Below are 24374 nucleotides of genomic sequence, written 5' to 3' on the forward strand. Positions count from 1 at the left end.
CACAAAAAACCGCCCGGAGGCGGTTTTTATGGTAGTACTTGTACAGCTTCATTCGCGATTAGAACGCAACCGAGAAGCTAGCAGAAATATGGTCACGATCTTGCATTGGATCATAGTCTGAGCCGCTATAGTTGTTATAACCAACGGTTAGGTTGTATTTGCTCATGTAGGTTGCGTTTACTACTACACCAAGGTTTAAACGGCCTTCAATGAAGTTTGCATTTGGCGAGTAGCCTGCAACATCATGGTTCACTACTAGTGTTGGTGAAACGTTCCAACCACGGTATAGGTTGTTGAAATCAAACACCGCACGTAAGCGATAGCCCATAGAGCTAGTGGTTACGAAGCCGCCACAGTTGATATTTTCAGTTGCCCCTGGATTACCCAACAAACGCTGATCACGAACCGTTAAACACTTACCATACACTGGGCTACGGCCATAACGCTGCACATCTAAATCTGGCAGGTTATCGATATGGTTCGCAGCTACTTCAGCAAGTAGTGTCATACGATCGGAAATCCAGAACTGCTCAAAGAAGTTAATGAAGGTCATTTGAGCTTGATATACTTTTAACTCATCATAACCTTGTGCATAGTTACCTACTGGAACACCTGTTGGCCGCGCACTCGTAATGCGGTCTGAGAATGAACTCGGCACTTCTGGGCGTAATCCGGCAGTTAGGATTTCTGTAGTGTTAATCTGTACTGCTTGCTTCGGACGGTAGCTTACTTCACCGGCCCAAGACCAACCGGCTAAGGTAGTACTAAAACTTGCACCGTAAATTTGATTATCTTCTGGCCACTCAGTGAAATACTGCGGGCCGTTAGTAGCTACAATGTTATTGCTTGGCGCTGGCGTATTCCAATCGTAAGCAGAAATAATCGGCGCATGATTATGCACATTGATGAAGTACAAACCAAATTCAGTATCCAAATCAAGTGAATAATGGCGGATGCCAACACCAAATTGGCCACTGTTACTGGCTTTTACATCTTCTGCACGAGTTAAATACAAGCCGGCTTCTACAGATTCACGATCACTTAAGAAACGACCTGGAGCTACTTCCGGGTTCAACGTTACCTTATTACAGCCCGGGCCGCCAACGATGTCTACCGTTGAAAAGAAAGTACCACAGCCATCTAACTTGGTATTATCCCACTCGAACCCAACAAATGAATCAATCGTGGTGTTATCGGCGATACCAACGGAAAAGCTCACCATACCCACTGGCAGTAAAGCTTCACGTACTTCAGCACCTGGCCGACGCGCCGCATTTACATCAAGTGGGTTTATCGAGTTGATACCGTTGAAAACCAAGGTACTTTCACCCCAGCTCAACACTTGGCGACCAATCCGCAGATCAACTGGCTTACTGCCTAGATCAAACTGTGTGTAATAAAATGCATCGAGAATGTTAAAGCCTTGGCCCTTTGAATAATCATCAAAGGAATCGCTATCTAAACGTGCATCTGGAAAATAATTGTTACCTGTATGACCATGGGCAACGTTTTCACGTTCAATTACTGCATCATGCCAGTAGTTAAAGCGAGTAAAAAAGCCACCATAACGGCCAGCGTTAATATCTAAATCATGAATGCCTTTAAATACTAACGAGGTCATATCGCCGCGATCAAAGTTCAAGTTACCATCGTCGGCAACACCTGATTGGCCTAATCCACCTTCCATATTGCCTGGGTGAATTACGCGCATATCACGCGAACCAGTACGCCAAACGGCACCAAGTGAGAAGGTAGAATCAAACTGCACCGCAAAAGGCCCCACTTCAAAATCTGCGGCCTGAACTGGTACAGCTGCGATAGCGAGCGCTACTGCAGAAGCTAATGGGAGTTTTTTAAACATAGTTGTTCTTCTTTTCATTGTTGTTGCCACCTATCCTGCGTAACCCGAACCGGGGTGATCGGCTAATGACTATGTCAAAATCATGTATGATTACGTGCATTTAAGCAAGTATTTACCATCATTTTGATAACTTTTTTATAATATTTTATTAACAAGCAGGTTAGCAGACCACTAACCTACTTGTCACGCACTTGTCATGTGCTCAGGATAATGCAGATTCTAGCTCTGGCAAAGCCACAAAAAGATCCGCAACTAAACCGTAATCAGCCACTTGGAAGATTGGTGCTTCTTCGTCTTTATTAATAGCAACTATTACTTTGGAATCTTTCATGCCTGCCAAATGCTGAATAGCACCACTAATGCCTACAGCGATATATAAATCTGGCGCTACAATCTTACCCGTTTGGCCTACTTGCATATCATTTGGTACGAAGCCAGCATCTACTGCTGCGCGCGAGGCGCCAATGGCTGCGCCTAACTTATCGGCAACTTTTTCTAACAACGCAAAGTTCTCGCCATTTTGCATACCACGGCCGCCAGAAATTACCACACGAGCTGCAGAGAGTTCTGGACGCTCAGAAGCCGCCACTTGCTCACTTACAAAGCGCACTTTATCAGAGGCAAATACTTCATCAATAGCTTCAACAGGTGCATTACCGCCTTCCGCAGCAACCGCATCGAATGCAGTAGCACGTACAGTAATTACTTTAATCTCTTCGGCACACTGCACTGTGGCAATAGCATTACCGGCATAAATTGGCCGTTGAAAGGTATCTGCACTTTCTACCGCAATAATGTCGGAAATTTGCGCAACATCCAATAGTACCGCAACGCGCGGCATAAAGTTTTTACCGGTAGTAGTAGCTGGCGCCACAATATGGCTATAGTTTTTACCGATGCTCACTACTAAGGCGCTAAGGTTTTCCGCAAGATGATGGCCGTATGCGGCGTTATCAGCATGCAATACTTTGGCAACACCTGCAGCTTGCGCAGCTTCAGCTGCTACATCGGCACAATTTTCACCGGCTACCAATACGTGGATATCATCACCCATTGCTTGCGCAGCAGTTAATGTTTTCAACGTGGCTGGGTTTAGTGCGCTGTTATCGTGTTCTGCAACAACTAAGATGCTCATAATACTTTCGCCTCGTTCTTCAGTTTTTCTACTAATTCTGCAATGTCTGCCACTTTAATACCGGCGCTACGCTCTGCTGGTGCCGCTACTTTTAGAACAGAAACTTTGCTGGCAATATCTACGCCTAAATCTTCTGGCGTTTTCACATCTAATGGCTTGCGCTTCGCTTTCATGATGTTCGGTAATGAAGCATAGCGCGGCTCATTTAGGCGTAAATCAGTGGTAACAATGGCCGGTAGGGTAAGTTCAACGGTTTGCAAACCGCCATCTACTTCCCGAGTTACTTGCACTTTATCGCCATCTACCACTACTTCAGATGCAAAGGTGCCTTGCGGCATATCCGTTAGCGCGGCAAGCATTTGGCCAGTTTGGTTATTATCTGAATCAATTGATTGCTTACCTAAAATCACCAACTGCGGTGCTTCTTCAGCCACAATCTTACTTAATAGCTTGGCTACTGCGAGCGAATCAGGCATTGCATCGGCTTCTACATGAATCCCACGGTCTGCACCCAAGGCCAGCGCGGTACGAATTTGTTCTTGGCAAGCTTTTGGGCCGATCGAAACCACAACTACTTCTTCGGCAACACCTTTCTCTTTCAAGCGCACCGCTTCTTCCACGGCAATCTCACAGAACGGGTTCAACGCCATTTTTACGTTGCTAAGATCTACATCTGATTGATCCGATTTCACGCGCACTTTCACGTTGTAATCGATCACGCGTTTTACCGCGACCAAGATTTTCATAACATCTTTCCTTCTGATAATTTCTGTATCGAAACCGATATCAGGCTGCATTATGTAAAAGCAGCCTGCATGAAACAAGTGATCTGGCTATAATGGCTAAAAAAAACATCCAACCAGAGTGTCAACCCAAGCTGGCAGCAATAGAAATAAGCCGCTCAAACAGGTATTTAAAACAAATGATAACGAAAAAGCCGGCCCATGCCGACCCTCACAACAACATGCCAACCTTGCCCGATGCTGAGCAAATCGCTGTAGCACTGCAACAAGCGCAACAATGGGAGCAGCGTTACCGATATCTATTGGGCTTGGCGAAAATGGCACAACAGCTGCATGCGGTACCGGAAGAAACGGCATTTGCTGTTGCCGGTTGCGAAGCGCCTGTTTGGCTTAAAATCGAGTGCCAAAACAACCAGTGCTACTATTACACCCACAGTAGCTCACGTTTAATTGCTGGCTTACTGGTGGTGTTATTTGCGCCAGTTCAGGGCAAACCCCATAGCACCCTTAGCGAATTTAATTTTAATCAGTGGTTAAGCAGCTGTGGCTTACAACAGCAACTTACACCTTCTCGCAGTAATGGCCTATATCAAATATACAGCCATGCTAAACAAGCCACTGCCGGCTAAGATTTGGCCGCCGAGCTGGGTGTTTGTTTCGGTAGCACTCGTTCCATTAACTTGGCCGCCGCAAATAAGCCAAAACTTGCGGTAACCATCATGCTTGCCCCAAACCCAGTGCTGCAATCTATGCGCTGATGTTCTTCACCATGCTTGGCGTAAGATACTGAACCATCGCCCTGTGGATAGCGCAATTGTTCGGTAGAATACACACAATCAATACCAAATTTACGCTTCGGGTTGCGGCTGTAACCATAATCTCTACGTAGTTGATTACGCACCTTTGCCATCAGTGGATCTTGCGTAACCTTGGCCACATCAGTAACCGCTATTGCCGTTGGATCGATTTGGCCACCGGCACCACCGGTGGTTACCACAGCAATTTTTTGCCGTTTACACCACGCTAATAACGCCACTTTTGCTTGTATGCTATCAATCGCATCGAGCACACCATGTGGGTGCGGTGTAAGCAACTCGGCAAGATTATCGCTACTGATGAAATCGTCTATCACCCGCACTTCAAGTTGCGGATTAATATCCAATAATCGAGCTGCCAGCACCCCAGCTTTTGGCCGGCCGATGGTGCTGGTAAGGGCGTGCGATTGACGATTGCTGTTACTCAGGCAAACTTCATCTAAATCAATTAACGTAAGTTTACCTACACCGCTGCGAGCTAGGCCTTCTGCGGCCCATGAGCCCACGCCACCAAGGCCAATTACGCACAAGTGCAGAGAACGAATACGCTGGGCATGATCGCTACCATATAACCGTTCAATACCATTAAAGCGGCGCTGCCACTCATTCATGCAAAACCCCTACAACTAAATGGCTACTGGTGCTTTGATATGCGGATGGGCTTGATAACCCACTAACTCAAAATCTTCATAGGTGAAGGCAAAAATATCCTGCACCGCCGGATTAATTTTCATTGTTGGCAATGCATGCGGTTCTCTGCTTAGTTGCAGCTGCGCTTGCTCCATATGGTTCGAGTACAAATGCGCATCGCCAAAGGTATGAATAAACTCACCAGGTTTTAAGCCGCACACCTGTGCCACCATTAATGTAAACAAGGCATAGCTAGCAATGTTAAAGGGCACACCTAAAAAGATATCCGCACTGCGCTGATACAACTGACAACTCAATTTGCCATCGGCTACATAAAACTGAAACAGCGTGTGGCATGGCGGTAATGCTTGCAAACCTGCTTGCGCATTTGCTCTTGGTGTTTTGCTCGTATCTGGCAACAATGCAGGATTCCATGCGCTTACCAGTAAACGCCGCGAATCTGGGTTAGTTTTAATTTGTGCGATTAACTCGCTAATTTGATCTACGCTGCCACCGTTGGCTGTAGGCCAATTACGCCACATTGCCCCATACACTGGGCCTAAATCACCAACTTCAGTGGCCCACTCATCCCAAATCGATACGCCGTTTTCACGCAGGTACGCCACGTTGGTTTCCCCTTTTAGAAACCATAGTAGTTCGTGAATAATCGAGCGCAAATGGCACTTTTTAGTGGTAACTAAAGGAAAGCCTGCGGCTAAATCAAAGCGCATTTGGTAACCAAATACGCTGCGGGTACCGGTACCGGTGCGATCTTCTTTTACTGTGCCATTTTCCATTACATGGCGCATCAGGTCTAAATACTGGCGCATGAGTTCCCCACTGTTTATTTTTTCCGTTGCTGTTTTTTCGCTGGCTTGTTCTTTGCTGGCATGTTTTTTCCTGGCTTATCTTTTGCTAGCTGAGATTGCACGTTATTTGCTGCCGGCACTCGGTTGCCAGGATCAAAACGCTGAAGTTTGCCTTGGTAAGCCAAGATCATTAACGCCGCACCTGCTATAACCATCGGCAGGGATAACCACTGGCCCATGCTCATCATACCTAAAATACCAAGATGGGCGTCTGGCTCGCGGAAAAACTCCACTACCATTCGAGCAACACCATAACCAAGCAGGAATAAGCCAGAAATTGCACCCACTGGTTTTGGTTTACGGCTAAACGCCCACAGCACTAGGAATAATAATAACCCTTCACCTATAGCTTGGTATAGCTGCGAAGGATGGCGCGGTAAAAATCCAGCCGCGGGGTTTGGAAACACCATAGCCCAAGGCACATCACTTACGCGGCCCCAAAGTTCACCGTTAATAAAGTTACCAATGCGCCCAGCACCTAGCCCTACCGGTACCATAGGTGCAACAAAATCACCCACTTCCAGTAACGAACGGTTGGTTTTCACAGCATAAATTAGCAGCACCGCGATAACACCGAGCATACCACCATGAAAAGACATGCCGCCACCGCGAGCTTGGAACAAATACAACGGATTGGCCAAGAAATGATCGAACTGATAGAACAGCACATACCCTACTCGACCGCCAATCACCAAAGCCAAAAAGCCCCAAAATAAAATATCTTGCCACTGATTCTCATTCCAATTCGGTGCTTGCCGAGCCCGTTTGTTACCCCACCAATACGCGAATACCGCGCCTACTAGATACATTAAGCCATACCAATACACATCGATTGGCCCGATGGAAATCGCAATCGGATCCCAGTTTGGAAACTGCAGGTGATTACTGCTCATAATGTTCCTTGTGCTGTTCTAGTTATACTTCGCTAGCGCCCGAAAAATAAATGCAATGCTACCGAAATAAGCAGCACAGCAAAAGCACGCTGTAAATAACGCACCGGCAATCGATGCGCAATCGCCGCACCAACCCGTGCAAAAATCATCGATGTAGTACTAATTGCCAGCCAAGCTGGCAAATACACATAACCAACTAAACCACTCACTCCTGAAGCTGAGGGCGCAGGGCCTGCCAGCATATACGTGAGGGAACCAAAACCGGCGAGCAACACGCTGCATACAGCGGCTACCGCCACCGCATTGCGCATCGCTACTTGATAAAAATGCAGTAACGGCACAATTAAGGCGCCACCACCAATACCAACCAATGCTGAAACAACGCCAATTACACTAGCAAATGTGCGCGCAATAGGCCGATTAATTTGCGCATCTTCTGATTTTGGGCGATGTTTCCAAATCATGTGTACGGCAAGAAAAATAAGCACCGCAGCAAAAATCCGCTGCAGAATTTCGGGTGGAATTCGCGTACCCAAGTAAGCACCTACTAACCCACCAGCAATCAAAAAAGGCCCCAGTAGCTTCACCCATGCCCAATCAACATAACCGCGTTTGGCGTGTGCTCGTGCACTAGATAGGGTAGTTAACATGATCGTGGCAAGGCTGGTAGCGATAGCTGTTGGCACCACAATGCTTACTGGTAGCCCCATAATGGGCAGCAAATAAATCAATAAGGGCACAATAAGAATGCCACCACCAATTCCCAACATACCCGAGAGCAAACCTGCGGCAATACCGCCCGCTAGGCATATCAACAAGCTCAACAGCATTATTTACCAGCTCGCACAAAACCACCTAAACCTAACGATTCGAGTTTAATGCGAATCAGCCGCCGTACCTGATCCGGATGCGTTGCTTGCATCACTTGTGAAAGCAAAATATGCATCGTTTTACTATCTACGTGGCGCAGAATCCACCGGGTTTTATCCAAGTTATGCGTGGTCATGGAAAGCTTGCGATAGCCCATAGCTACTAACAGCAGTGCCCCACCGGGATCACCCGCCATTTCACCACACACACTCACCGGTTTTTGCAACGCAGCACAACGTTGCATAATGAATTGTAAGGCGTGCAGCACTGCCGGATGAAAATTATCGTAGATACCGGCAACGCGAGAGTTATTGCGATCAACCGCCAACAAATATTGGGTTAAATCATTCGTTCCTACGGAAAAGAAATCCACGCGTTTTGCTACTGCATCAAGTTGATACAATAAGGCAGGAACTTCAATCATTACGCCAATTTTTGGGCGGCTAATGTGCGCATTTCTATCTTTCTGCAAGAGTTCATTACGTACTTCAAAGTAGGCTTGGTTAATTAGCCGCGCAGATTCATCCACTTCATCCAGAGAAGTAATCATTGGCAATAAAATCTGCAGATTATCAATACCAATATTGGCGCGCAGCATAGCCCGCACCTGCACTAAGAAGATCTCCGGATGATCCAGGGTCATGCGAATGCCGCGCCAACCCAAAAATGGATTATCTTCATGAATAGGGAAATACGGTAAAGGCTTATCGCCGCCTACATCAAGGGTGCGCATTACTACTGGTAACCCAGCCGTGCTCTTTAATACGGAAAGATATAATTCATATTGCTCGCTTTCCGTTGGAAAGCGCTCGCGCATCATGAATGGAATTTCGGTTCGGTATAAACCGATCCCTTCATAATGACCAAGGCGTTCTTGGTCATGCTCCACATTCATGCCCGCGTTAATCTGTAACGATACGGGCACACCATCGAGGGTACAGGCCTCGGCATCCCGATGCTCGGCCACCATTTCGGCGAGTTCATATTCTTCTGCTCGCAACACTTCATATTCTTGAATAAGCTGCGCTGGCGGGTTTACAAAAATCTCGCCACTGTAACCATCCACAATTAAATGCTGATCGTGCAAATAAGAGAGCGGTACATCGCTCAAACCAAATACGGCTGGAATACCCATACTGCGCGCCATGATGGCCGCGTGGGAGTTAGCCGAGCCTTGCAGTGATACTAAACCTTGTAGTTTTTTCCGTGGCACCCCCGCCAACATACTCGCGGTAACTTCTTCAGCAATTAAAATACAGGTATCAGGGAAGTTGTGCTGTAGGCCATTCTTTTCTTGTAAAAACGAAAGTACGCGCTGGCCTAAATCGCGGATATCAACGGCACGTTCACGCAGATAGGAATCATCAAGATCTTCGAACTTAGCAACAAAACCTTCAACCGCCATTTTTACTGCGGTTTGCGCCATCCAGCCATCTTTAATCTTTGCTTCTACTGCATCGCCTAAACTGGCCGCATCCAACATACTTTGGTACACATCAAATATGGCTAAAGTATCTTCAGCAACGTAGTCTGCCACTTGGTCAGCTAACGCACGCAATTCCATGCGTGTTTGCATTACCGCTTTACGGAATTTATGGATTTCGCGCCAAGGGTATTCGGTGCGCCTAGGTACTACTGAACTCAAGGTTGCAGCTGGCCGGCCAATAAATGCTTGGCCAATAGCTACACCCGGCGCACCGGGTAAACCATTTAAATTACGCAGCCATGGCGAATAGTGGCCACTTACTAAGCCGCGAGCTTCTGCGTGCGCAATTACCGTAGCAAGTTGAGCCGCTAAAGTAACTATAAAAGCTTCTTCTTCACCAGAAAACGCCCGGGCTTTTTTCTGTTGAGCAGCCAATACGCCCAGTACTTTTCGCTGGTGAATAATAGGTGCCACCAGCATAGCTCGATAGGCTTCTTCGCCAACAGATTCAACTAATTTGAAATTAGGGTGCTCATTGGCATTGGCAATGTTTAACGGCTCTTCCCGTTGCGCGGCAAGGCTGATGAGGCCCTCGCCAAAATTTAGAGTTACTCGCTCATTTTCATCAAGCTGTAAGCCTTCGGTGGCCATCATCACAAACTGTTGCTGCTCGTGATCAGCCAAATACACACTGCACACATCGCTGCCCAAGGCAGCTCGTGCTTTTTGCACAATCATACGCAGCGCCGCATCGAGATCCGGCGCTTGATTTACTGCTTCTACGATCCGTTGTAATACGGTGAGCATGATTTATCGCTTACGTTTAAATCGTTTCGGACGCGCTTTCCCGCGAAATGGCATTACCACGGGGGCAAATTCTTTCATCACCCTGCGGTATACATCGCGTTTAAACGCCACTACTTGACGAACCGGATACCAATACGTAACCCAGCGCCAACCATCAAATTCTGGGTGGCCTGATTGCAAAACATCTACTTCCGCTTCTGCACAGGTTAATTTTAACAAAAACCATTTTTGTTTTTGGCCTATACAAACCGGTTTCGAACCTTTCCGCACGAGGCGTTTCGGGAGCCGATAGCGATACCAAGTTCTACTGGTGTACACTAACTCGACCTGTTCGGGCCGCAGCCCTACTTCTTCATACAATTCACGGTACATTGCTTGCTCAGGGGTTTCGCCATCATCAATGCCCCCCTGGGGAAATTGCCAACTTTGCTGGCCAAAGCGCCGTGCCCAAAATACTTGCCCTTGCTCGTTACATATTACTATGCCGACATTCGATCTATATCCCTCGGCATCAATCACTCGAGCATCCTCTTTCTTAAGCTTTTCTTGATTCTTCCACAAACCCCGGCTTGCGGCAAATATCTTCGCCTTTTACTATAGCGAATAATAATTCTTTCAGAGGTACTACGAGCGTGTTGCCATCATTTCCTAAAGTAGCCCAAAATCCACCTAGCTCTGTGGCAGAACTTCTTGAGCGGGCGCAGGCCTTAGTGGGGTTTTCTTTTGCTGAGCTCGCCGCCATTGCGCAAGTGCAAGTACCTTCTTCATTACGGAATGCCAAAGGCTGGACAGGGCAGCTACTGGAGCTATTTCTAGGCGCCAGCGCGGGTTCTAAGGCCGAACAAGATTTTCCAGAATTGGGCGTAGAGCTAAAAACCATTCCGGTAAACCTAGCGGCGATGCCGCTGGAAACTACCTATGTGTGTATTGCGCCATTACTTGGCTTAAATGGCGTAAGTTGGGAACATTCCAATGTGCGTAATAAACTTAGCCAAGTGCTGTGGATACCCATTGATGGCCGCCGCGAAATCCCGGTAGCTGAGCGCACGGTAGGCTTGCCGTTACTCTGGCAACCGAACGAAGCCCAAGAACAGCAACTGCGGCGTGATTGGGAGGAAATTACCGAAGCCATTATTCTTGGCCAAGTAGAAAGCATTACCGCACGGATGGGCAGCGCCTTACAACTACGGCCGAAAGCCGCCAACAGCAAAGCACTAACAGCTGCCTATGGAGCCAGTGGTGAACCAATACAAACATTGCCGCGTGGGTTCTATCTAAAAAAAGAATTTACCCGCACTATTCTTTGCCAAGGCTTGGGCTTAGGTAAATAGTTTTTTATCTAACTGCGCCAAGCTTTCCAATTGTGGCCGCGCGAAATAGTACCCCTGCATCAACTCAATCCCTTGATCGCGCAAATACAAATACTCACCTTCCTGCTCAATACCTTCAGCAACTACAGTAATCCCCAACTCCTCCGCTACCGAAAGGATACCTTTTAAAATAATCTGGGTAATGCGTTTTTCATGAATATCACGCACCAACTGCATATCTAACTTGATAATATCCGGCTGAAAATCGGCTAATAAGTTCAGGCCTGCATAGCCTTCACCGAAATCATCGATAGCTGTTAAAAAGCCATGCTGTTTGTAGGTGGTAAACACATCCACGAGCAGCGAGTGGTTTTCTATTTTTTCATGCTCTGTAACTTCAAAAATAATCCGCTCATGGGGAAAGTTTACTTTTTTCGCGGTAGCGAGCGTGCGCTCTAGGCATGTTTCCGGCTCATAGATGGCGTTAGGCATAAAATTAATGCTCAGTTGCTCTTGCATATTGAGCGCGGCTGCACTTTCAATTGCGGTCATGCGGCAGGTTTGATCAAACGAATAAATATTATCGCTATTCACTCTACTTAGCACTTCACCGGCGCCTTCACCATTTAAACCCCGCACCAATGCTTCATGAGCATAAATACTTTGCGTGGTAGTATTAATTATCGGTTGAAAGGCCATTTGGATGTTAAAACCAAGGCCTTTGTAACAACTACAGGTGCTGCAAGTAGCCATTTAGTTTTACTCCTAATCATTTTAGGTTAAGTTTATACTCTCACTTTACTCAGAAGCGGTATAACTTAGTGTCGAATCAACAAAAGAATCATCAATACCTTACCACCGGATGGCGCGAATGGGTATCACTGCCAGAGCTCGGAATTACGGCCATAAAGGCGAAAGTAGATACCGGCGCGCGCACTTCATGCTTGCATGCGTTTAAAATTGAGCCTTTCGAAAAGGAGGGTACGGAGTGGTTGCGAATTTGGGTTCACCCCATACAGAATGATTTCTCCGAGCATGTGTGCGAAGCGCCAGTTTTGGAACAGAGGCAAGTAACTGATTCAGGCGGCCACACCGAAGTTCGCTATGTAATTCGCACTTTAGTGCGCGTTGGTTTTGCGACGAATGCACAAGAATTTAATGCTGAATTTACTTTAACAAATCGTGATACAATGAAGTTCAGAATGTTGTTAGGGCGCCAAGCGCTCAATGGTAAATATTTAGTGAACCCTGAAGCTTCCTATCTACAAGGAAAATCGGCATGAGAATCGCCATCCTATCGCGGAACAAAAACCTGTATTCTACCCGCCGCTTAATCGAAGCTGGCCAATCTCGCGGCCATGAAATGCATGTGCTGGATCCATTGCGTTGTTACATGAACATCAACGCAAAAGAGCCTGAAATTCATATGCGCGGTGAAGGGTTACCCCAATATGATGCGGTAATCCCGCGGATTGGTGCTTCAATTACCTTCTATGGCACGGCAGTGTTACGCCAGTTCGAAATGATGGGTACTTACCCACTGAACGAATCGGTAGCCATTAGCCGCAGCCGCGATAAGTTGCGGTCTTTGCAATTATTATCCCGCAAAGGCATCGGCCTTCCGGTTACAGGTTTCGCGAGTAAACCTTCGGATATCCCCGATCTTATTGATATGGTAGGCGGCGCACCCTTAGTAATTAAGCTCCTAGAAGGCACCCAAGGCATAGGCGTGGTTCTTGCGGAAACACGCAAGGCAGCAGAGAGTGTAATTGAAGCCTTTATGGGCCTCAATGCGCACTTTATGGTGCAAGAATATATTAAAGAAGCAGGCGGCGCCGATTTACGCTGTTTCGTTATCGGCGATAAAGTAATCGCGGCAATGAAGCGCCAAGCGAAGCCAGGCGAATTCCGCTCGAACTTGCATCGTGGTGGTAGTGCTACGCTCGTAAAATTAAGCCCGGCAGAACGCGCTACGGCAGTGAAGGCGGCTAAAACAATGGGGCTGAATGTAGCCGGTGTTGATTTACTGCGTTCCAACCACGGGCCATTAGTAATGGAAGTAAACTCTTCGCCCGGCTTAGAAGGAATTGAAACCGCTACCGAGAAAGACGTAGCGTTACAAATTATTACCTTCATTGAAAAAACCGCAAAACAGCACAAAACCCGCACCAAAGGTCGCGGCTAATTGCTTTGCTAACCGATTTGCAGATTACCAATCTAGCTCAATAGTTCGGGATCGTAATCTGCGTTTATCATTTTGAGGTTTTTAATTCATGGCACGCAAACGTAACCAGCCATTTCAACTCGGCGAAATCTCTGTAGCGCCGGGCACACAAGAGCGGGTGCTTTTACCCGCGGCACGTTTATATTCCGATACACCATTAGATTTGCACGTAGAAGTACTCCATGGCACCAAGCCAGGCCCAGTGCTTTTGGTATGCGCAGCTATTCATGGTGATGAGCTGAACGGTATCGAAATATGCCGTAGATTAATTCAATCCATCGATCCTGCAGAGCTCACCGGTACCCTGCTACTGGTGCCGGTAGTGAACATGTTTGGGTTTATCCAACAAACCCGATATTTGCCCGACCGACGTGATTTAAACCGCTGTTTCCCGGGCTCTGAGCGCGGTGCTTTAGGCAGCCGATTAGCCTACCTTTTTCGCACCCAGTTGGTAGAACGCGCAACTCATATTATTGATTTACATACCGGAGCTATTCACCGCAGTAACTTGCCACAAATTCGCGTGAATTTAGATAGCGAAGAAGCTACGGCCATGGCGGAAGCATTTAATAGCCCGGTAATCATGAACTCAAAAGATCGCGATGGTTCGTTACGTTCGCAAGCTTCCGAGCTTGGTATTCCGCTTATTCTGTATGAGGCTGGTGAAGCATTACGGTTTGATTACTCAGCAATTAAAGCTGGGGTAAACGGCGTTACCAATGTAATGAAAATGCTGAAAATGATGAAAGGCCGGCGTACCCGTAAAAAGGTAACCCCAGTGTTTGCCCAGCGCTCGGTTTGGGTTCGCAGTGAAGGTGACGGCTTGGTGTTAGCCAAAGTAGAATTAGGCCAAACGGTAAGCCGCGGCCAGTTACTGGCGCACGTTGCCCCACCTCATGGTGGAGAACATACCTCGATATACGCTACAGTTGGCGGTATTGTTATTGGTATTAGTAATATTCCAGTAAGTAATGAAGGCGAAGCCCTGTTCCATATTGCCTGTTTTGATGCGGAAGAATCATCATACGCGAGCGAAATGGTAGATACCTTTGTGGAAGCCTATCCAGATCGCCCAAGTTAACGTTGCATGGGTTTCTGAATACATATTATAAAAACCTAACTTTTAATGACGTAATAGTGAGAATTCATGTCGGTAGCCGCCACAAAATTAATATTGCGCCAAGCTGAGCAAATCGAAGCAGGTTTATCAACACCAGCAGGTTCAGCGCCGCACCTGCTGTTGGTAAACCCCAGCCTAGGAATGCTAGAAGCACTGCAACCCACTGGCTGGCAATTCACCAGCTGGGTATTGAATGCACAAGTATTACCGTTCACTACAGCGGCGGATTTCAGAGCGGCGCATACCACTACTGCAGATGCTACAACTGATCAGGGCTCGCTCACTGATAACACTGCAGAAACTGGCAATTCTACGATTTTCAGTGCCGCACTAACCGAAATGCTGCCCGTTGCTGGGGTAATCTTAAACATTCCCAAAGAAAAGCAACTTACCGTAATGCTGTTAGCTAACCTACGCGCAGCTGTACCAGAGGGCACGCCCATTTGGCTTGTAGGCCACAATGATGTGGGCATTCGCTCATATTTAAAACAAGAACATGCCGGTTGGCAAAAATGGCAAAAAGTTGCCAATGGCAATCATTGCCAATTGCTACAAAGCGAACTGAGCGCAGCAGCTACTTTTGATTTAAACGATTACCAGCAACACTATTCGCCAAGCATTTCCGCAGGCGATGCACCAATCGATATCGTTAGTTTTCCTGGCGTATTTAGCAGTGGCAGGCTCGATAGTGGCACTGAGCGGCTGTTACAAAACTTGCCGCCGTATATTGCTGGTCGCGTACTCGATTTTGGTTGTGGTGCCGGTGTAATCAGTAAATACCTAGCACGCCACTACCCAATCACTGAATTGCATTCGGTAGACATTAATGTGCTCGCGCTTGCCGCCACAACGGCTACTTTGGGGAACGAAAATACGTTTAAGCATCGCGTATATGCAAGTGATGGGCTAAACGCCGTGAACGGCCAATTTGATTGGATTATCAGCAACCCACCTTTTCATGCGGGCAAGCATACCGATTATCAGATAACGCAAAACTTTATTCATGCGAGCCAGAAAAAACTCGCGCCTCGTGGCAGCTTAGTGCTAGTGGCCAACACGTTTTTGCCTTATCGTGAAGCTCTTGCTAAAGCCTTTAAACAAGTTAACACCTTGCTAGAAACACCGAAGTTTACCGTATGGCATGCTACTAACGGGCAAAAAGGAAAGTAAATGAGTAGAACGCGGGGATGGTCTTTAACCAATCGGTTAAATATGATCGTTACCAGCATCGTAGCGCTCGCTATGTTGCTGTTTCTCGCCCTGTCTACGTTATTAGTTTCTGATTCGGAACGAAAATCACTGCTTCTGCAGCACGAGGCATTAGCCCAACAATTGGCAATGCGGGCTAGCAGCGAAGGGTTGAACGAGCAATCGGCGGCGGCTATTTTAAACGGCTTAACCGCTTACCCATTGCTGCATCACATGCATTTATATCGCTACACCGATGTTACTTTGAGTACCGCGGCTATCTACAACGCGCCGGGCCGAGCAGCGGTGCAAAGCCAGCTGAGTAACTTTTCCGACACCACCAACTATCGCTTTAGCCTTGATTATTTAGAAATCACGCAACCTGTATATCGCAGCAACGAGATTGTTGGATATGTGTACCTGCGGGCATCTCTTGAGCAGGTGAAAGCAGCACATCGCCGGCATTTACTGATCAGTTTTGCCGCGCTGTTTTTGGTACTGGTAAGTGCATCTCTGGGCGTACGGTTCTTCTCGAAAAGTTTAGATTCGAGCTTACATCGTTTTAGCAGAATCATCGCGAAATCGGGCCAAGACAGTAACTATGATATTGACCATGAACGCGATATCCCCGACGAATTTATTGATATCAAATTACAGGTGCAACGGCTGCTAGAACGCTACCGCCATGAACGCAGATATGCCGAGCATAGCGCCGATAAAGCGCAGAAGGCCAATGAACAACTAAACAGTGAAGTGCGCGCGCGTACCCAGCACTTAAGCGAAGTAAATGAAAAACTTACGGTAGCCTTGAATGAACTCCATCGTTATCAGCGCAAACGCCTAGAGCAAGATAAAATGGCCTCGTTTGGCGATGTGGTGGCCGGTATTGCGCATGAGCTAAATACACCATTAGGCACCAGCATCACTGCCGCCAGCTTACTGCACAATAAGCACGAAGAATTGAGCACGCAGTTTCATAATGATCGCTTAAGTAAGGTACAACTGAGCCGCTACGTGCAGGATACTGAGAAGCAGCTAGAATTAATGTTACGTAACTTAAATCGCTGTTCAGATTTAATCCGCCACTTCCAGCAGCTTTCATTGCTAAATCGTACCGATGTGGCAAAGAAGGTGATGCTGTGTAACTTCCTTGAAGGATTTTACTTAAGCATTACCGAAGAGCGCGGATTACCTGAGCACGCATCGCTCAGTATGAACTGCAATCAAGAAGATGCCATTGTTGAACTGAGAACCGTAGTTCTAGAACAAGTGCTGAATGAGCTGATCGATAACAGCCTTATTCATGGCTCGATTAAGAACTCCCGTTTGCAATATGAACCGATAAACTTAAGCATCAACGTTGATCTGGCGGAAGAATTTGTAGAAATAACCTACGCTGATAATGGCCATGGTATAACACCCGAGATGCGCAGTAAGATTTTTCAGCCGTTTGTTACCTCTAATCGAGCGAAAGGCGATACCGGTTTGGGGTTATTCCAAGTGTTTAATTGGGTAACTCAATTGCTGCAAGGCGAAATTGAATGTGAGAGTACGCCGTATATTCAAGGTGATGAATCTACCAAGCACGGCACTACTTTCTTGATTCGAATTCCACGAAGCTTGCAATAATTAAGCTAATTTGCAGTTTTTGTTAAAAAAAACGTCAACTTACTTGCAATTATTGGCCTGCAAAACATATCCTTATAAGTTCAACAATGCTCTATTAGCAGATTCAGATTTAACAATACTCGAACGCGGAGATGGGAACACAGCATGGAACCGAAAACTAACGTGAAACTCCTGATTGTGGAAGACGAGGTGGTTACCCGCCAAACACTCACGCGCTTATTTCAGCAAGAAGGGTATGATGTATTTGATGCTGCTGATGGGCGGCAAATGGAAAGTATCATGGCGCAACAAGCCATTGATATCATCATTATGGATGTTAACTTGCCAGGGCAAAGCGGCCTAGAGCTAGCTGAATCATTGCGTGAGCAAAATAACATCGGCTTAGTGTTTTTAACCGGCCGTGATAGTGATGAAGATCGCCTACTTGCACTTGAACTAGGTGCCGACGATTACCTTATTAAGCCATACAATCCGCGCGAGTTAACCGTGCGGGTGCGCAACTTGGCTCGCCGTATTGAACAAATCAACGAACCGAAAGAGCATCAGGTAGAAGGTAGCACACAGTATCATTTTGCCAACTGGGTTTTGGATTGTGATAGCCGCTGCTTATTTGCTCCAGATGGTAAAATGTTCCGCTTACCAAAAAGTGAATATCGTGCGCTAGAGCTGTTTTTAACCAATCCAGGTAAAATTCACGACCGCGATACACTAGTACGGAAAATGCTAGATCGTGAATTGCGCCCGAATGATCGCACTGTAGATGTGGCTATTCGCCGTATTCGCCGGCACTTTGAAGCGCACCCGGAAACAACCAATCTAATCACCACAATTCATGGTGAGGGTTATCGCTTTGTAGGTGATGTAGAAATCAAGGTAGCTTCGTAAGCAAGCCAACGCTTAACTTATATTAACTACTTTGCTTTACTAACCACTCGTTTACTATGGCCGTATCAGCTGCGAAGCGATGCGGCCATTGTTCAAGTTCATTGCCCACATCTTGCCACTGCCAATCTTCTTTCTCGATCATTTGCATACTTTCGCCCAGCCGTTTAAATCCTAGTGAACGGCAACTGCCCTTTAGCTTATGAGCTTGGCTGCGTAACTTGGCTTCATTCTGCTCGCTATAGAAGCCCGTAAGCTCGGCAAAATACTCTGGTGCTACGGTAAAGAACATCTGTATGCTCTCTTGTATACCCTCGGCTCCCAAGATGTTCCGATATTGCTCTAACAATACCCAATCGATTCCTGCGTTATTTCCGCTTGTCATGCAATCCAAATCCTTATCTTTATGCGTATATGCCACATGTTCAACGCTAAACTGCTATGTTTGGCCACGAATATACACAACTTTACTACAGCTAGGTTCGTTTGCCACGTACCCAACCAGCAGTTTTCGCCTTGGGGTGCCGTTCTCATCGGCCTTGTTGTATAATTCGCGGTCATTTTTTAATTTAAGAATTGGCACGCGCAATCAGGGTTTATCGCTTTTAGCTTTTTTGCGATACCTAAGCCCACATATAAGCCCACACAAAAGCGGAGTAGTTTAATGCCAACATCAATGCCGGATATCGCCAACCAAGCTGAAGCCCATATCGAAGGTGCATTAGATTGGGTAGGAATGAGCAACATTGAAATGCCATTTATGGTAGCAAGTGAAACTGGTTTGCCTCAGCAAGTTGGCACACGTGTAGAGGCGTTTGTAAGCCTAGACGATGCTAAAGCGAAAGGTATTCATATGTCACGGCTGTATCTAGCCATCGATGAACTTGCCAACGATGATGTGTTAAGTGGGAGTAGCATTCGTGCTTTGCTTAATCGTTTCATTGAAACCCACTCAGATTTAAGTTCGCAAGCTCGCGTATCATTTAGCTTCGAATATCTGTTGCGCCGCAAATCATTGATAAGCGGTAAACAAGGTTGGAAAGGCTACCCCGTTACCATTAGCGCTGTGCGTAATGGCGATAAAACTGAACTCGAGCTTCAAGTGGGGGTTACTTACTCATCTACTTGCCCATGCTCTGCTGCACTCGCGCGGCAACTAATTCAAGAAGCCTTTAAAAAGCGTTTCAGTGATAATGAATTAAGTATGGAAGATGCTTTAGCCTGGCTTGGTACTACAGATGGTATTGTGGCTACGCCCCATAGCCAACGTTCACTCGCCGATGTAAAAGTTAAGCTTACCGAGAGCACTGATATTTTGCCTATCGTAGCTCTTATCGATCGAATTGAAGCGGTTCTGAAAACACCAGTACAGGCTGCAGTGAAACGCGAAGATGAACAAGAGTTTGCGCGCTTAAACGGGCAGAATTTAATGTTCTGTGAAGACGCTGCGCGGTTGTTGCAGTATGATCTGAATAAGAATAGTGCGGTGCTCGATTTTTGGATTCGTGTAAACCATTATGAATCACTCCACGCCCACGATGCAGTTAGTGTTACAACAAAAGGAATTTCAGGCGGATATCGCGCGTAAATTGCTGTATAATCTGCGGCCTTATTATTTTAACTGAGCTAGCATGAGCAGCGTAATGAAATCTTACGACGTAATCGGCGTGGGTAACGCCCTGGTAGACCAAGAATTTAAAGTAACCGACGAATTTTTGGTGCGCCATAATATCGAAAAAAGCATCATGACTTTACTTGATGAGGCACAACAGCAACTTTTGCTGGGCGAGCTTCACAAAGAGTTTGAGCTAGAGAAACGCGCCGGTGGCGGTTCTGCTGCGAACAGTTTAGTAGCCTTTAGCCAATTTGGTGGCAAGGCCTTTTACTGCTGTAAAGTTGCCAACGATGACGATGGCAATTTCTATCAAGCCGATTTAGATCGGGCGGGCGTAAGCACGCACTTGGTTAAACAAAACAACAATGGCCATACTGGAAAATGTGTGGTGATGGTTACTCCAGATGCAGAGCGCACTATGTGCACCTTTTTGGGGATTACCATCGATTTCTCCACCGAAGAGCTAGAGCCGGAAGTAGTAGCCGATTCCCAATATTTATATATTGAAGGCTACTTGGCTACATCGGAAATAGCGCGAAAAGCAGTTCAAGAAGCACGTGCTGTGGCAGAAGCCAACGGTACACGCATCGCCCTCACTTTCTCAGATTCTTCCATGGTGAAGTATTTTAAAGAAGGTTTGGATGAGTTTTTAACGCCGGGTGTTGATGTACTGTTTTGTAATAAGGAAGAAGCAGAACTGTATACTGGTAAAGAAGGTTTAGAGCCAGCGTTACAAGCCTTGTTGCAAGTAGCGCGGCAAGTAGTAATTACCCGTGGTAAAGATGGCGCTATTATTGGTACTCGCGAACGCCGTATTCAGGTGCCGGGTTTCAAAGTAACCGCGATTGATACCAATGGTGCCGGCGATATGTTCGCTGGTGCTTATTTATTTGGCATAACGCAGGGATTAACACCTGCGCAAGCAGGCACGCTAGCTAGCCGCTCTGCAGCAGAAGTGGTCAGTAATTATGGGCCACGCTTAAGTACCGAACGGCAACAAGAATTATTGCTGGAACTAGGTTTAACCGAACACGTTGCCAGCACCTTATAACCTGCAAGATACGAGAGAATTCAATGACCGATTTTCAAGATTATAAAGTAGCTGATATCAGCCTTGCCGATTACGGCCGCAAAGAAATCCAAATCGCTGAATCCGAAATGCCGGCATTAATGGCGATTCGAGATAAGTATAGAGCCAGCCAGCCGTTGCAAGGCGCACGCATTATTGGTTGTATTCATATGACCATCCAAACCGCGGTACTGATTGAAACTCTGGTAGATTTGGGTGCCGAAGTACGCTGGTCTTCATGCAATATTTTCTCTACCCAAGACCATGCTGCGGCAGCTATTGCTGCGGCAGGCATTCCGGTATTTGCTTGGAAAGGCGAAACGGAAGAAGAGTACGAGTGGTGCTTAGAGCAAACCTGCACCAAAGATGGCCAGCCGTGGAACGCGAACATGATTTTGGATGATGGCGGCGATGTAACCCTGCTCATTCACGAAAAATATCCAGAAATGCTGGAAGCTGTTCATGGTATTACCGAAGAAACCACTACGGGTGTGCACCGTTTATTAGAAATGCTGAAAAAAGGCACCTTGAAAGTTCCAGCGATCAACGTAAACGATTCAGTAACGAAATCGAAGAACGACAACAAGTATGGTTGCCGCCATTCACTTAGCGATGCCATTAAGCGTGCTACAGATCACCTATTAATGGGTAAAAAAGCCCTAGTGGTAGGTTATGGCGATGTGGGTAAAGGTTCTGCTGCATCACTTAGCCAAGAAGGCATGATCGTTAAAGTAAGTGAAATCGATCCAATCTGTGCCATGCAAGCCTGTATGGATGGCTACGAAGTAGTATCGCCATACATTAACGGTGTAAACAGCAATGATGGTTCTACTATTAACCATGAGCTGCTTGGCAAAACCGATTTAATCGTAACCACCACAGGTAACGTAAATGTGTGCGATCAGTACATGCTATCTGCACTAAAAAATGGCGCTGTAGTATGTAACATTGGCCACTTCGATAACGAAATCGATACCGCATTTATGCGTAAAAACTGGCGTTGGGAGCAAGTGAAACCGCAGGTACACACAGTGTTCCGCAGTGAATCAACTGAAGATTATTTGATTTTGCTTTCTGAAGGCCGTTTAGTGAACTTGGGTAATGCTACTGGCCACCCAAGCCGCATCATGGACGGTTCATTTGCGAACCAAGTATTGGCACAAATTCATTTGTTTGGGCAAAAATTTGCCGCGATGTCTGCGGCAGACAAAAAGCAGCACTTAACGGTAGAGGTATTACCGAAGCAGCTTGATGAAGAAGTTGCCCGCTATATGGTAGAAGGTTTTGGCGGTGTAATCACCAAAATGACCGAGCAACAAGCAGATTACATTGGTGTAACTGTGGAAGGCCCGTTCAAGCCAGAAACGTACCGGTACTAAATCGCCGCTGCCAAGTATGCATACACCTCGTTTACTATTTCGTCCACTCACTGAAGCTGATTTCGCGGAAGTGCTCGCGCTCGGCAACAAAGTGCATGGCGAAAATTATCTTAATCCTGAGAACTTAGCGGATTACTACGAACGTGGGCAAACTGAGAACGGCCGAAACCTGCACTGGTTAGCGTTCAGTGATGATAAGCTGGCCGGAATTCGCCTTACTTTCGCGCCAGGCAAGTGGGATGTAGATCAATACTGTACACCCAGTGCTTGGCCATTTGCTGCCGAAGAACTGTGCTACTTTAAGTGTTCAGCAGTGGATTACGATGTGCAAGGCGCTGGCATTGGCCGCTCACTGTTGATGCATTCCATTGTGGAAGCGCAAGGAGCTCGCTGCAAAGGCGGGTTAGCGCATATTTGGCGGCAAAGCCCCAACAACAGCGCATTCGAGTACTTCACGCGTTGTGGGGGCGAACTCATTGCCGATCATGGTAAGCGCTGGCTACAAGCTTCACTAGAGGATGGTTACTACTGCCCCGTGTGCGATGGCGATTGCTATTGCACCGCGGCAGAAATGCTACTTCGCTTTACCTAAACGCTGCCACCGATACAATGCCCGTAAGGCCAACCTGCGGGCTGACGCAAAGGGATATTTCGGCAGCTCAGATTGATAGAATGGTAATTTTGGCAATGCCTTACCCGCGCTTAGCTCAGCTAAACGCTTCCCAGCAAGGCTGGCAAACGCCACCCCAGCACCACAATAGCCCGCACTAGTGAACACACCTGGTGATGGGCTATACACCCGTGGCATGGCATCTAACGCCACACTAATCCAACCACTCCAGAAATAATCAGCATGCAAATCAGTAAGCGTAGGGAAGGTATTTTGCATAGCGGCAAGCAAGCGTTGCTTTTCACGCTCTGAACTCGCATTCTTGCCGGTTACCGCGCCGCGGCCACCAAACAAAATACGGCCATCTGGCAATAACCGGTAGTAGTACTTCAACAGCCGGGTATCCATTACCAAATCGTTTACTTGCAGCCCCACATATTGCTGCTCAGAAACATTAAGTGGCCGAGATACAATAATACTGGAAAGCACAGGGAATTGGCGCGCACTTAAATCTGCAAATGGCTGCTTTGCTAGATAGCCATTGCCGCACACCAATACTTGCTCACAAGTTACAGTTTGCTCGCCAGCAGTAAGTAAATGCTTACCATTTTGCCGCTGCCAATGGGTAACCGGATGCCCTGTGGCAATTTTCACGCCAGCCTTTTGCGCTCGCGTTAAATAAGTAGCCACTAAAGCGCGAGGGTTAATTGCTGCCGCAGGAGAAAGTGCTAAACCACCATGCTTCCAGCAAATACCGGGCAATTGCTCGTGCTGTTGTGCCGCGCTTAACCATTCTGCCTGTAACAGCGTATTGGCATAGCCGGGTTGTTGGCTAGCAAGAAGCTTTGCCGCTTTTGCATTGTGCGCTAAGCGTAAATAACGGCCCTGTAATAATTCACACGGCCACTCTGAATCCGCAGCCATGTTTTGCACATGGGCAATACTTTCCGCAAATTCATTCTGTACCGCATTGGCTACAGATTCGCCAAAACGGGCGTGATAATCGGCGTAGCCTAGGCGCCCTGTGCCCGGCAAAAGGAAACCGGCATTGCGGCTACTTGCACCAGCACCAATACCGCCCGCATCAATCAGCAATACTTCACGCTGTTGCTGCTCAGCAATTTCAATTGCGGCGTTTAGGCCAGTGTACCCTGCGCCAATTACTACCACCTCTGCGGTTGTTGGCAGTGCGCAAGCGTTGGTATCTGGAAATGGCGTAACCGCCTGCCAGTATGAATCGGTACCAAATTCGTGAAAAGCCGGCGTAAACCGGCTTTTTAAAGGATCATACATACTCTG

At 47.0% G+C, this 24374-nt stretch carries 24 protein-coding genes; 12 read left to right on the forward strand and 12 right to left on the reverse strand.

The window, feature by feature from the left end:
• Nucleotides 1-58: 58 nt before the first annotated feature.
• The 3 genes from ACNA7P_RS00560 to ACNA7P_RS00570 form a co-directional block, all read right to left on the reverse strand.
• Nucleotides 59-1861 (reverse strand): DUF1302 domain-containing protein, encoded by a 1803-nt coding sequence (locus ACNA7P_RS00560; protein ID WP_416256654.1) that lies wholly within the window; start codon nt 1859-1861, stop codon nt 59-61.
• A 202-nt stretch (nt 1862-2063) separates the two neighbouring features.
• Nucleotides 2064-2996 (reverse strand): electron transfer flavoprotein subunit alpha/FixB family protein, encoded by a 933-nt coding sequence (locus tag ACNA7P_RS00565; protein WP_416256655.1) that lies wholly within the window; start codon nt 2994-2996, stop codon nt 2064-2066.
• Entirely contained in the window at nt 2993-3742 is a 750-nt protein-coding gene (locus ACNA7P_RS00570; protein ID WP_416256656.1) for an electron transfer flavoprotein subunit beta/FixA family protein, read from the reverse strand. The genes ACNA7P_RS00565 and ACNA7P_RS00570 overlap by 4 nt, the downstream gene beginning before the upstream one ends.
• A gap of 176 nt (nt 3743-3918) precedes the next feature.
• Between ACNA7P_RS00570 and ACNA7P_RS00575 the strand changes: the two genes are divergently transcribed.
• Nucleotides 3919-4368, forward strand: a complete 450-nt coding sequence (locus ACNA7P_RS00575) for a SufE family protein (RefSeq protein WP_416256657.1) — start codon at nt 3919-3921, stop codon at nt 4366-4368.
• Here the strand turns inward: ACNA7P_RS00575 and tcdA are convergent.
• The 6 genes from tcdA to rppH are packed head-to-tail and all read right to left on the reverse strand — an operon-like array spanning nt 4365 to nt 10568.
• Entirely contained in the window at nt 4365-5165 is an 801-nt protein-coding gene (tcdA, locus tag ACNA7P_RS00580) for a tRNA cyclic N6-threonylcarbamoyladenosine(37) synthase TcdA (RefSeq protein WP_416256658.1), read from the reverse strand. The genes ACNA7P_RS00575 and tcdA overlap by 4 nt on opposite strands.
• Before the next feature lie 15 nt (nt 5166-5180).
• Nucleotides 5181-6014, reverse strand: coding sequence for a thymidylate synthase (locus tag ACNA7P_RS00585; protein WP_416256659.1), 834 nt, complete (start codon nt 6012-6014; stop codon nt 5181-5183).
• Nucleotides 6015-6028: 14 nt separating this feature from the next.
• A complete protein-coding gene (gene lgt, locus ACNA7P_RS00590) occupies nt 6029-6949 on the reverse strand; it encodes a prolipoprotein diacylglyceryl transferase (RefSeq protein WP_416256687.1) in 921 nt (306 codons plus the stop codon).
• A 29-nt stretch (nt 6950-6978) separates the two neighbouring features.
• On the reverse strand, nt 6979-7776 hold the full coding sequence (locus ACNA7P_RS00595) for a sulfite exporter TauE/SafE family protein (RefSeq protein ID WP_416256660.1): 798 nt from the start codon (nt 7774-7776) through the stop codon (nt 6979-6981).
• Nucleotides 7776-10049, reverse strand: a complete 2274-nt coding sequence (gene ptsP, locus ACNA7P_RS00600; RefSeq protein ID WP_416256661.1) for a phosphoenolpyruvate--protein phosphotransferase — start codon at nt 10047-10049, stop codon at nt 7776-7778. The genes ACNA7P_RS00595 and ptsP overlap by 1 nt, the downstream gene beginning before the upstream one ends.
• A 3-nt stretch (nt 10050-10052) precedes the next feature.
• A complete protein-coding gene (gene rppH, locus ACNA7P_RS00605; protein WP_416256662.1) occupies nt 10053-10568 on the reverse strand; it encodes an RNA pyrophosphohydrolase in 516 nt (171 codons plus the stop codon).
• Nucleotides 10569-10681: 113 nt separating this feature from the next.
• Here rppH and mutH point away from each other — a divergent pair, with 113 nt between their 5' ends.
• Nucleotides 10682-11380: a DNA mismatch repair endonuclease MutH gene (gene mutH / locus ACNA7P_RS00610; protein WP_416256663.1), complete on the forward strand. Its 699-nt coding sequence runs from the start codon at nt 10682-10684 to the stop codon at nt 11378-11380.
• Here the strand turns inward: mutH and ACNA7P_RS00615 are convergent.
• Nucleotides 11369-12112, reverse strand: coding sequence for an EAL domain-containing protein (locus ACNA7P_RS00615; RefSeq protein WP_416256664.1), 744 nt, complete (start codon nt 12110-12112; stop codon nt 11369-11371). The genes mutH and ACNA7P_RS00615 overlap by 12 nt on opposite strands.
• Nucleotides 12113-12180: 68 nt before the next feature.
• Here ACNA7P_RS00615 and ACNA7P_RS00620 point away from each other — a divergent pair, with 68 nt between their 5' ends.
• The 6 genes from ACNA7P_RS00620 (at nt 12181) to arcA (ending at nt 18405) form a co-directional block, all read left to right on the forward strand.
• Entirely contained in the window at nt 12181-12642 is a 462-nt protein-coding gene (locus ACNA7P_RS00620; RefSeq protein WP_416256665.1) for an ATP-dependent zinc protease, read from the forward strand.
• Nucleotides 12639-13544, forward strand: coding sequence for a 30S ribosomal protein S6--L-glutamate ligase (gene rimK / locus ACNA7P_RS00625; RefSeq protein ID WP_416256666.1), 906 nt, complete (start codon nt 12639-12641; stop codon nt 13542-13544). Before ACNA7P_RS00620 ends, rimK begins: the two co-directional genes overlap by 4 nt.
• An 88-nt stretch (nt 13545-13632) precedes the next feature.
• Nucleotides 13633-14664, forward strand: a complete 1032-nt coding sequence (locus ACNA7P_RS00630; RefSeq protein WP_416256667.1) for a succinylglutamate desuccinylase/aspartoacylase family protein — start codon at nt 13633-13635, stop codon at nt 14662-14664.
• 66 nt (nt 14665-14730) lie between these two features.
• Nucleotides 14731-15873, forward strand: a complete 1143-nt coding sequence (locus tag ACNA7P_RS00635) for a methyltransferase (protein ID WP_416256668.1) — start codon at nt 14731-14733, stop codon at nt 15871-15873.
• Complete coding sequence (locus ACNA7P_RS00640) at nt 15874-17520, forward strand: sensor histidine kinase (RefSeq protein ID WP_416256669.1); 1647 nt, start codon at nt 15874-15876, stop codon at nt 17518-17520.
• Nucleotides 17521-17664: 144 nt separating this feature from the next.
• Complete coding sequence (gene arcA, locus ACNA7P_RS00645; protein WP_416256670.1) at nt 17665-18405, forward strand: two-component system response regulator ArcA; 741 nt, start codon at nt 17665-17667, stop codon at nt 18403-18405.
• Nucleotides 18406-18427: 22 nt separating this feature from the next.
• Here the strand turns inward: arcA and ACNA7P_RS00650 are convergent, their stop codons facing one another.
• On the reverse strand, nt 18428-18787 hold the full coding sequence (locus tag ACNA7P_RS00650; protein ID WP_416256671.1) for an Hpt domain-containing protein: 360 nt from the start codon (nt 18785-18787) through the stop codon (nt 18428-18430).
• A gap of 279 nt (nt 18788-19066) precedes the next feature.
• Here ACNA7P_RS00650 and folE2 point away from each other — a divergent pair, with 279 nt between their 5' ends.
• From folE2 to ACNA7P_RS00670, 4 genes are read left to right on the forward strand one after another with little or no spacing between them, the layout of a single operon-like run.
• Nucleotides 19067-19990, forward strand: coding sequence for a GTP cyclohydrolase FolE2 (folE2, locus tag ACNA7P_RS00655; RefSeq protein ID WP_416256672.1), 924 nt, complete (start codon nt 19067-19069; stop codon nt 19988-19990).
• Between the two features lie 55 nt (nt 19991-20045).
• Nucleotides 20046-21068 (forward strand): adenosine kinase, encoded by a 1023-nt coding sequence (locus ACNA7P_RS00660; RefSeq protein ID WP_416256673.1) that lies wholly within the window; start codon nt 20046-20048, stop codon nt 21066-21068.
• Nucleotides 21069-21091: 23 nt separating this feature from the next.
• Entirely contained in the window at nt 21092-22465 is a 1374-nt protein-coding gene (gene ahcY, locus ACNA7P_RS00665) for an adenosylhomocysteinase (protein ID WP_416256674.1), read from the forward strand.
• Between the two features lie 16 nt (nt 22466-22481).
• Nucleotides 22482-23057 (forward strand): GNAT family N-acetyltransferase, encoded by a 576-nt coding sequence (locus tag ACNA7P_RS00670; protein WP_416256675.1) that lies wholly within the window; start codon nt 22482-22484, stop codon nt 23055-23057.
• Here the strand turns inward: ACNA7P_RS00670 and ACNA7P_RS00675 are convergent.
• Nucleotides 23040-24368, reverse strand: coding sequence for an NAD(P)/FAD-dependent oxidoreductase (locus ACNA7P_RS00675; RefSeq protein ID WP_416256676.1), 1329 nt, complete (start codon nt 24366-24368; stop codon nt 23040-23042). The genes ACNA7P_RS00670 and ACNA7P_RS00675 overlap by 18 nt on opposite strands.
• Nucleotides 24369-24374 lie beyond the last annotated feature (6 nt).

This window comes from Aliidiomarina sp., from assembly GCF_047920995.1.
Lineage (GTDB): Bacteria > Pseudomonadota > Gammaproteobacteria > Enterobacterales > Alteromonadaceae > Aliidiomarina.